The sequence below is a fragment of the Vibrio sp. 1288 genome, assembly GCF_033344475.1.
On sequence record NZ_JAWPOX010000699.1, the window covers coordinates 1 to 627 of the forward strand.

Below are 627 nucleotides of genomic sequence, written 5' to 3' on the forward strand. Positions count from 1 at the left end.
ACAGCAACAATGTCGATTTTATTCAGGAATACCTTTTCCCTGGTGGTTTCTTGCCGTCGGTGACGTCTTTGACACAAGCGGCCACTAAGCACAGTGATTTGGTGGTTCGTGATTTGTTCGACATCGGCCTAGATTACGCAAAAACACTGAATGAGTGGCATCGCCGTTTTAACCGCGCAGAGGATGCTGTGCGAGGGTTTGGGTACGATGACCGGTTTGTCCGCATGTGGCGTTATTACCTTAGTTATTGTGAAGGCGGTTTTCTTGCACGTACGATCAGCGCCGTTCACATGACTTTCCAGCGCCCATAACAATTATGAGAGTGTTGATTGCGTCCACTTGGTTTCAACTGTGCTGGTTTATTGCTGTGCTTGGTACTTTTGAGTGGCAATGGTTGATGATGATACTGGCGTTGGCGACCTTGGTGTATTCCATTCTGACGGCGTTTCATTCGGTGAAAGCGATATCCTTTGTCACTTTTTTCGGGCTAGTTCTCGATACGCTAAATCAACACTTCTCGCTTTTGGTTTTCCCTACCCCTTGGCTCCCTGTGTGGTTGATTGGTCTATGGGTATTGTTTGCATGGTATGCCTACCAACTGAAAGTGCTTTTGCACCGCTTCGCCAA

The 627-nt window shown here is 47.5% G+C and carries 2 protein-coding genes; both read left to right on the forward strand.

Translation table 11 applies throughout. From position 1 onward, the window contains the following. Window positions 1–311, forward strand: a 311-nt coding sequence (locus R8O11_RS28855) for a class I SAM-dependent methyltransferase (RefSeq protein ID WP_318195074.1), incomplete at its 5' end; no start/stop codon positions are given. Between the two features lie 5 nt (window positions 312–316). Then, window positions 317–627 (forward strand): DUF2878 family protein (locus tag R8O11_RS28860; RefSeq protein ID WP_318195075.1); only part of this gene is annotated, 311 nt, incomplete at its 3' end.